This is a genomic window from Rothia sp. P7181 (assembly GCF_048513015.1).
Taxonomy (GTDB): domain Bacteria; phylum Actinomycetota; class Actinomycetes; order Actinomycetales; family Micrococcaceae; genus Rothia.
Genome location: NZ_JBLXXZ010000001.1, coordinates 268,118 through 276,097 on the forward strand (window position 1 = coordinate 268,118; position 7,980 = coordinate 276,097).

10 protein-coding genes are annotated in these 7,980 nt (G+C 45.6%); 9 read left to right on the forward strand and 1 reads right to left on the reverse strand.

Annotation, left to right across the window (positions count from 1 at the left end):
* Window positions 1-9: 9 nt before the first annotated feature.
* The 9 genes from ACN08Z_RS01295 to dnaB all read left to right on the forward strand — a co-directional run bounded on the left by ACN08Z_RS01295 (window position 10) and on the right by dnaB (window position 6,619).
* The gene (locus tag ACN08Z_RS01295) at window positions 10-1,410 is read left to right on the forward strand and encodes a histidine kinase (protein ID WP_419102816.1); all 1,401 of its coding nucleotides are present in this window, start codon (window positions 10-12) and stop codon (window positions 1,408-1,410) included.
* Window positions 1,391-2,086 carry a response regulator gene (locus tag ACN08Z_RS01300; RefSeq protein ID WP_419102817.1) on the forward strand — a complete coding sequence of 232 codons (696 nt, stop codon included), beginning with the start codon at window positions 1,391-1,393 and terminating at the stop codon, window positions 2,084-2,086. The genes ACN08Z_RS01295 and ACN08Z_RS01300 overlap by 20 nt, the downstream gene beginning before the upstream one ends.
* 99 nt (window positions 2,087-2,185) lie before the next feature.
* Window positions 2,186-2,524: a TM2 domain-containing protein gene (locus tag ACN08Z_RS01305; protein WP_419102818.1), complete on the forward strand. Its 339-nt coding sequence runs from the start codon at window positions 2,186-2,188 to the stop codon at window positions 2,522-2,524.
* Window positions 2,525-2,768: 244 nt separating this feature from the next.
* Window positions 2,769-3,074 carry a 30S ribosomal protein S6 gene (gene rpsF / locus ACN08Z_RS01310; protein ID WP_419101282.1) on the forward strand — a complete coding sequence of 102 codons (306 nt, stop codon included), beginning with the start codon at window positions 2,769-2,771 and terminating at the stop codon, window positions 3,072-3,074.
* A 109-nt stretch (window positions 3,075-3,183) separates the two neighbouring features.
* Window positions 3,184-3,816 (forward strand): single-stranded DNA-binding protein, encoded by a 633-nt coding sequence (locus ACN08Z_RS01315; protein WP_419102819.1) that lies wholly within the window; start codon window positions 3,184-3,186, stop codon window positions 3,814-3,816.
* Window positions 3,817-3,897: 81 nt separating this feature from the next.
* Window positions 3,898-4,134 carry a 30S ribosomal protein S18 gene (rpsR, locus tag ACN08Z_RS01320; protein ID WP_004005948.1) on the forward strand — a complete coding sequence of 79 codons (237 nt, stop codon included), beginning with the start codon at window positions 3,898-3,900 and terminating at the stop codon, window positions 4,132-4,134.
* A 21-nt stretch (window positions 4,135-4,155) separates the two neighbouring features.
* Entirely contained in the window at window positions 4,156-4,605 is a 450-nt protein-coding gene (gene rplI, locus ACN08Z_RS01325; RefSeq protein WP_419102820.1) for a 50S ribosomal protein L9, read from the forward strand.
* A gap of 148 nt (window positions 4,606-4,753) precedes the next feature.
* Complete coding sequence (locus ACN08Z_RS01330) at window positions 4,754-5,083, forward strand: hypothetical protein (protein ID WP_419102821.1); 330 nt, start codon at window positions 4,754-4,756, stop codon at window positions 5,081-5,083.
* A gap of 174 nt (window positions 5,084-5,257) precedes the next feature.
* Window positions 5,258-6,619, forward strand: a complete 1,362-nt coding sequence (dnaB, locus tag ACN08Z_RS01335) for a replicative DNA helicase (RefSeq protein ID WP_419102822.1) — start codon at window positions 5,258-5,260, stop codon at window positions 6,617-6,619.
* Here dnaB and ACN08Z_RS01340 read toward each other — a convergent pair.
* On the reverse strand, window positions 6,616-7,860 hold the full coding sequence (locus tag ACN08Z_RS01340; RefSeq protein WP_419102823.1) for an MFS transporter: 1,245 nt from the start codon (window positions 7,858-7,860) through the stop codon (window positions 6,616-6,618). The genes dnaB and ACN08Z_RS01340 overlap by 4 nt on opposite strands.
* Window positions 7,861-7,980: the final 120 nt, after the last annotated feature.

Genomic DNA, 7,980 nt, shown 5'->3' on the forward strand with positions numbered 1-7,980 from the left:
TAAAAATTTATGGATCATCGAGGTTCATCAGAAACACTAGACGCCGTCGCTACTGAGGGACGGCGTCTAGTGTTGCAACGTCGTGGAGTTATCCGCCGTTGGATTCATGAAAATACTTTTTGGGTTAATCTCTTCTGGGTTTTTAATAATCTACTTTTTGTTTTTCTAGAACTCTTATTCTCCTCAGATTCTGAGATATTTGACCAAGATGAGAATGTCGTTATTTATTTTTGTGTAGCGTTCTTCTTTGCTGCAGGAATATTTTGGAGGGAAAAATTTCCCGTACTGTTGATATGCCTATCAATATGTGTAGATTTTTTGCAATTGCAAATTCTTCAGACAATTTTTATATCACCAACTGGAATTACCTTCTATATATTTCTTTATTCTGCAGTAGTTAAATACCCTTTTAAAAAATCTCTTCCTATTTTTATTGCCACTAGTATCTTTATCGTCGTTTTAGGTTTTATCTATTACCCATACATATATGCTGGGATTAGTAGAGGCGGACCTTCTGATGGAAGCTACGACTCGCGATATGTCATCATCAGTTATTCAGTTCTTGGCTTCCTGACGCTTTCGTCTCTTTTGATGAACCTCGTCGTTTTCCTTGTTGCTCGACAGGTTCATAAGAATCGTCTCTTTGACCAAGAAATTATTCTTAGCTTTGATAAGACACAGAAAATAGCTGCTATCGAGGAGCGTCATCGTATCGCACGAGAGATGCACGATGTTGTAGCTCATTCTTTGACAGTGATGATTGCCTTGGCCGATGGTGCGCAGGCTATTAGCTCTAAAGATCCTCAACGTACATCACATATTCTCAAAGAGCTGTCTGATACGGGACGAAGTGCGCTTGCTGATATGCGAGAGACGCTAGGCGTTCTGCGCGATGAGTCCCCACAACAGCTTTTATCGCCGATAGAAAGAAATAAGACTCTGGGCATAGACAACCTCAAAGCGCTAGTTGATTCTTTTGGTTCGACGGGGCTTCCGGTCTCTTTCTCTCAGCAGGGTCAAAACTTACCTGAAGATAGTCAGCTGCACATGACCCTTTATCGTATTATTCAAGAGTCTTTGACTAACGCTTTAAGATACGCCCAAGACGCACATATTATTGAAGTGCTCATTAAGGTCAATCTGCCCGATATCGTAGTGATTATTGCCAATGATGGAACAAGCGGAATAGAACGTAGAGGTATCTCTCGTAGACAAAATAGTGTTGGAAGCGGCAAGGGCCTTATCGGTATTCAAGAGAGGGTTGCTGCTTATCATGGATCGCTTCATGCTGGATCTAACGACCGTGGAGGGTGGACTGTTCGTGCTCATTTATTGTGGGAATCAACGAGTCGCACTAAAGACCGTTACAAAACATCCGAGGTAGAAAATAATGCAAGAGCAAGAAAATAGTCCTTTGCGTGTGCTGCTAGTAGATGATCAATCATTGTTGAGGATGGGGTTTCGTCTCGTTCTTGAAAATGCAGGTATTGAGGTTGTTGGCGAAGCTTCGCATGGGCAAGAAGCGATTGAGATGGTGCAAAAACACCATCCTGATGTTGTGTTGATGGATATTCGGATGCCTGTTATGGACGGTATTACCGCGACTGAGAGAATCACGAGTATGAGTGATTCAAAAGTTATTATTCTGACGACTTTTGATCTCGATGAGTACGCTTTTTCTGGTTTACGAGCTGGAGCTAGTGCCTTCGTCCTTAAAGATATCCGCCCTGAAGACCTGATTAGCGCACTTCATACGGTCAATGAAGGGGAGTCTATGGTGGCTCCTCATCTTACTGCTCAGTTGGTGAAAGAATACGTTGAAGATTCTTCATTGGGGCAGGTTGCCATCCGTGAGTATCAGCACCTGATTGATTCTTTAACTTCTCGTGAAAAAGACATGGTGGGCGCTATTGCTGAGGGTCTTTCTAATGCTGAGATTGCTCAACAATTTTTCCTTTCTGAGACAACTGTCAAAACACATGTACGGTCAATTCTGTCGAAGCTTAATCTTCGTGACCGTGTTCAAGTTGTTGTTTTTGCCTATGAATCTGGCATGGTCCGTCCACGTAGAATTTCTGGCAGGTAGTGGTTGAGGGATGTTGTTTGGGGAATAAATATGTTGCTTCAGCGGTTGTACTGTATGGGAGTTATTCCCTGCTGATATTTCTAGGAAAGGGGAATGTTGATGTCGAATAGAGAACATTACACACCTGAATACATAAACCATGGAGGGCGAAGCTCCTATCAGGGTGCCCCTTCTACGGTGTATATTGTGAAGCAAAAATCGTTGTTAATTGCATATATATTGTGGTTTTTCCTTGGCGTATGGGGAGTGCATAAGCTGTATTTGAGGCAGCCTCTTATGTTCGTTCTGTATCTTTTCTTGCTCGGTATTGGCTGGTTGACGACGCCCATTTTGATTGGGTGGGTATTTCTCTTCCTGCTCGGTGTTTTGATGGTTATTGATCTCTTTACAATGCCAATACGTGTAGGTGTTTTGAACTCTCGAGCTTATCGCTATTAATTATTTGATGTGGAAGAACAGCTTATTTGGTGTGGAAGAACAGCAGATTCAGCCTGAGGTGACATTGATGTAATTCATGTGACCTTGTGCTGAAAACGGTAAATTTCTGCACTTTATACTGCTCTTACTGTAGAGTAGGTGAAGTCTGTGTACTTATGGGTAAATCTCCGGCGGTACACTGACTGTTATACATCTCCTGCTATGGAAATCCCATAGCCGTTTAGCCCAAAGGAGGGGTTTAATCATGCGTGCATACGAGCTAATGGTTATCCTCAACCCCGAGGTAGAAGACAAGGCTGTAGAGCCAACTCTTTCTAAGTTCCTCGAAATCGTTACCAAAGACAACGGCACTATCGACAACATGGATATTTGGGGTCGTCGTCGTTTGGCATACGAAATTCAGAAGAAGACTGAAGGCATTTACGCCGTCGTTAACTTCACTTCCACTCCGGAAACTGCTGCAGAGCTTGACCGCGTTCTTAGCTTGAACGAGTCTGTAATGCGCACCAAGATTATCCGTCCGGAAGACCAGAAAATCTCTTCTAAATAATAGTCATTCATTATCTTGATGTAGTTATCAACAAGGTTATTTTTACTCTTGATATGACTGCTCTCAGAATGAATTATTATTTGAAAAACTCTATGAATGGAGGCCTCAAATGGCTGGAGATACCGTCATTACCGTGATTGGTAATCTTACTGGTGATCCTGAGCTTCGTTTCACTCCTAACGGTGCAGCGGTAGCAAACTTTACGATTGCTTCAACTCCGCGTAATTTTGACCGCGCAAGTGGCGAATGGAAAGATGGGGAGACTCTCTTTCTGCGGGCATCTATCTGGCGTGAAGCAGCAGAAAATGTTGCAGAAACCCTATATAAGGGAATGCGCGTTATTGCTCAGGGACGTTTGAAATCCCGTTCATATGAGACTAAGGAAGGCGAACGCCGCACTGCGATGGAACTTGAGGTCGAAGAAATCGGCCCATCCCTTCGTTTTGCTTCTGCTTCTGTGAACCGTAATCAACAGCGCTCCGGAGGTAACTTCGGTGGCGCTCAAGATGCGCAAGGCTACGCCGGCGGTGGCAATAACTTTGCTGCTCCTGCCCAAAACAATGGGTATAACGGTTCAGCTTCTGGCGGTTTCGGCGGAGGTAACGGCTATAACGGTGGTGGTTTTGGTGGAGGAAATCCTGCACCACAGGCAGCACCTGCTCCTTCTGCAGATCCTTGGGGTTCTCAATCTGGTGGAAACTATGATTGGGGCGCCGGTGCAGAAGATGAACCTCCGTTCTAAAGATAACCTTCCTTTTATTCCAAATATCCAACCCATCCCGCGGTAACTTCCGCGGGCTCCCAAAGAAAAAGGAGCACCACGATGGCTAAGGCTGAAATTCGTAAGCCCAAACCAAAGCAGAACCCACTCAAGGCTGCTGACGTAACTGTTATTGATTACAAGGACGTTGCACTTCTTCGTAAGTTCATCTCCGATCGCGGTAAGATCCGTGCACGTCGCGTTACCGGCGTCACTGTCCAGGAACAGCGCAAAATCGCTCAGGCAATTAAGAATGCTCGCGAAGTTGCATTGCTACCTTACTCCGGCGCTGGCCGCTAAAGAGAAGGAGATTAGAAGAACATGGCTAAGATTATTCTGACTCAGGAAGTATCCGGTCTCGGAACTGCTGGCGATGTCGTAACCGTTAAGAACGGCTACGCACGCAACTACTTGCTACCTCGCGGTTTCGCAGTAACCTGGACTAAAGGTGGCGAACGTCAGGTTGAGTCCATTCGCGCAGCTCGTGCAGCTCGCGCTAAGGCTTCTCTTGAAGACGCTCAGGCACAGGCAGCTAAGCTTGCTGCAGCTACTGTTACTGTAGCGCACAAAGCTGGCGCTGAAGGTCGACTTTTCGGTACCGTCCGTGCAGAAGCAATTGCGGAAGCAATTGAAGCTGCTGGTCTAGGTTCCGTTGATAAGCGAGCTATCCATCTCGGATCTGCTATCAAGTCCACCGGTGCTTACAAAGTTTCTGTGCGTTTGCACGAAGACGTTGTTGCGCAGGTTGCACTAGATGTCGTTGCTGCGTAAGTAATGGCTCATAGCATATAGAAGAAGTGTCCTTTCCTGTTGTTTCAACAGGGGAGGACACTTCTTCTATGTTGTATCATCACGAGAAATTGTGCATTAGTGTTCTTCACTATGATGTTTCAGGACTTAAGGAATAGATAAAGGGATAATGTTTTCATTGGTTTCGTCTGAGGCTGAGCCTGCTCCGAAGCTGCGTCCAAGTTTGCAGATGTTTCTTATTGCATTGGTTGCCGAGCTGATTTCGTTATTGCTGATATCTTTAGGGTTTTGGAATAATGTGGGGACTCCTTCTGATAGTTTGACTGTTTTTTTGATATGCGTGGTTCTTGCTGTCGTTATGTCGTCATTGTCGAGTATTTTGGCGGTTGTTGGTTTAGTTCGTTACCGACGTTTTAAAGTACATAATGCGCTATTGTTAGTGGTTTCTTTCCTTGCAAACCCAGCAACAGTTTTTCTTGCTATCTCTGTGGTGGGATAGTTTTTCTGCAGAGTGAAGCATGGGTGCTTCCTCTGAGGTAGGTTTTTCTCATAGTATGTTTCACGTGGAACAGTTGTTCTGCCGCGTACTTCCATAACGGTTTTCGCTAGCTGAGCATAGTGAATAATCTTCGAGGTCCTTTTGTAGAAATATCTCGACAATTTAAGGTTGATTGTGTCTCAAAATTCTTCTGATTACGGTGTTCGTACTCTTCCTCACGATGATGATGCAGAGCGATCTGTCCTTGGTGGAATGTTGCTCTCTAAAGATGCTATTGCAGACGTTGTTGAGGTACTTCGTGGTGAGGACTTTTATAAGCCTGCACATGAGAGTATCTACGATGCAATCATTACTTTATATGGTCAAGGTGAACCAGCAGACGCTATCACTGTGACTGATGAACTCACTAAACGAGGTGAATTGTCCCGTATTGGAGGGGCACCTTATCTACATTCTTTAACAACTTCTGTGCCCACTGCAGCAAACGCAGGGTTCTATGCTGAGATTGTTTCTGAACGAGCTATTTTGCGTCGTCTCGTTGAGGCGGGTACGAAAATCGCTCAGCTTGGTTATTCTCAAGATGGTGAGGTTGAAGCCCTTGTTAACCAAGCTCAGGGAGAGATCTATCAGATTAGTGACCGTCGTGCTTCTGAGGACTACGTTCCTTTGAAAGAAGCGATGGATCAGACCATTAACGACATTGAGGCTCAGAGCGCTCGCGGTAACGGTATTAGCGGTGTGCCAACGGGATTCTTTGAGTTTGATGAACTGACTGATGGTTTTCAACCGGGACAGATGATCGTTATTGCTGCTCGTCCTGGTGTTGGTAAATCTACTTTTGCTCTAGATATTGCTCGCCATGCTGCTATTAAGAAGGATATGGCAACGGTATTTTTCTCTTTGGAGATGAGCCGTAATGAAATTGCAACAAAGATTCTCTCAGCTGAAGCTAAGATTAACCTTTCTCGTCTACGTCAGGGAAAACTTGATGAGCAACAATGGTCTACCCTTGCAGCGGCGGTAGGCAAGATGGATAGTGCGCCTTTGTATATTGATGATTCTCCCAATATGACGTTGATGGAGATTCGTGCGAAGGCGCGTCGACTTAAACAGCGCAATAATCTTAAGTTGATTGTGTTGGATTATTTACAGTTGATGACTTCTGGTAAAAAAGTAGAGTCTCGTCAGCAAGAAGTTTCTGAATTTTCTCGTTCTTTGAAATTGATGGCTAAAGAGCTAGAAATTCCTGTTATTGCGTTATCTCAGCTGAACCGTGGTTCTACTCAGCGTGCAGATAATCGCCCGATGGTTTCAGATTTGCGTGAGTCTGGCTCTATTGAGCAGGACGCGGATATGGTGATTCTGCTGCATCGCGATGATGCCCATAATAAAGAGTCATCACGTGCTGGAGAAGCTGACGTTATTGTGGCTAAACATCGTAACGGTCCCACCAAAACCATTGCTGTTGGATTCCAGGGACATTATTCTCGCTTTGCGAATATGGTCAACGATACGCCACCTAGTATTGAATCTTAGGCTACTGGTGCGTCGTTATGAGGTTTATCTTTTCGTGTTAAAACCATGACGCAGAGTGATACGAGCAGTGCTGTGAAGATGATGCAAAACCAGGCTGTGCTGTACCACCCGCTGGTGTTGTAGATTAGTCCGCTACCCCAACCAATAACTGCTGAACCTGCATAGTAGGCGAGATTATAGAGTGCTGTTGCTTGCGCTTTTCCTGTTGTGGCTCGTAGTCCTGTCCATCCTGAGGCGATGGAATGCCCGCAGAAGAATCCGAAGGTCAAGAGCAGGACTCCGATAATAATGGCGGTGACGTTTGTGGTCATCGTGAGAGCTATGCCAAGGATAAGGAGGGTAGTTGAGCCTATCATAACGTTGAGGTTTCCCCATCGTGTGCTGAATCGGGCAGATATTGATGAGGATATTGTGCCTAATAGGTAGGAGAGGAAGAGCGCTGAGAGAGCTATTTCGGAGAAGAGATAGGGTGGTGCTTTGAGGAGGAACCCTACGTAGTTATAGATGGTTACGAAGGTTCCCATCATCGTGAATGCGTAGAGGTATAGTGCAAGCATTGCTGGGTTTTTGAGGTGTTTTTTGGCTTGTTTGAGGGTGTTACTGAAAGATCCTTTGCGTGGGATGGGTGTGAATCGTCGGGCTTTGGGCAGGCTGACGATAAAAATGAGTGCGGTGATGGCTCCTAGTAGTGAAACTGCTGTGATGGCGATGCGCCAGTCTCCAGTCCATTGGGTAAGAGGGCCTGCGAAGAGTCGTCCGGCGAGTCCTCCAAGGGTGTTTCCTGCGACGTATAGTCCGCTTGCTGTTGCTGCATGGAGTGGGTTTGTTTCTTCGGTGATGAAGGCGATGGCTACTCCTGCTATTCCTGCTAATGCTGCTCCTTCTAGGAATCTGAGAGTGAGGAGTATGGTGAAGTCGTGAACCCATGGGCTGATTAGTCCGAGTGCTGTGGCGATACTGATTGCGATGAACATGGCTTTGCTTTTGCCATGGATGTCGGCGATGTAGGCCCATACTATGGCAAAGAGTGCTAGTCCAAGTGTTGCCGCTGAGATGGTTAGTGCTGCACTAGATGGTGTGATGTCTAGGTCAGTTGCAATGGAGGGGAGGATTGCTTGTGGTGCGTAGAGTTGGGCGAAGGTGGCAATGCCTGCACAGAACATGGCAATGAGCATGTAGCTATATTCGCGAGAGCCTTTTGAATATCCGTTCCAGGGGTCAGGGTTGTGTGTGTTGTTCATGTGATTTGGTGTGTTTTTTCTTCGGGTGATGATGCTTTGTAATGGTAATGGTAGTTGTCGTTTGGGGGTGCCGGGTACTGTTGTGGGTGTTTATGGGGCTCTCTGGCAGGTTTTTTTGAG

Excerpts from the sequence above, each read along its gene's own strand:
- ACN08Z_RS01295 (WP_419102816.1), top strand. The coding sequence starts at position 10 with ATGGATCATCGAGGTTCATCAGAAACACTAGACGCCGTCGCTACTGAG.
- ACN08Z_RS01300 (WP_419102817.1), top strand. The coding sequence starts at position 1,391 with ATGCAAGAGCAAGAAAATAGTCCTTTGCGTGTGCTGCTAGTAGATGAT.
- ACN08Z_RS01305 (WP_419102818.1), top strand. The coding sequence starts at position 2,186 with ATGTCGAATAGAGAACATTACACACCTGAATACATAAACCATGGAGGG.
- rpsF (WP_419101282.1), top strand. The coding sequence starts at position 2,769 with ATGCGTGCATACGAGCTAATGGTTATCCTCAACCCCGAGGTAGAAGAC.
- ACN08Z_RS01315 (WP_419102819.1), top strand. The coding sequence starts at position 3,184 with ATGGCTGGAGATACCGTCATTACCGTGATTGGTAATCTTACTGGTGAT.
- rpsR (WP_004005948.1), top strand. The coding sequence starts at position 3,898 with ATGGCTAAGGCTGAAATTCGTAAGCCCAAACCAAAGCAGAACCCACTC.
- rplI (WP_419102820.1), top strand. The coding sequence starts at position 4,156 with ATGGCTAAGATTATTCTGACTCAGGAAGTATCCGGTCTCGGAACTGCT.
- ACN08Z_RS01330 (WP_419102821.1), top strand. The coding sequence starts at position 4,754 with ATGTTTTCATTGGTTTCGTCTGAGGCTGAGCCTGCTCCGAAGCTGCGT.
- ACN08Z_RS01340 (WP_419102823.1), bottom strand. The coding sequence starts at position 7,860 with ATGAACAACACACACAACCCTGACCCCTGGAACGGATATTCAAAAGGC.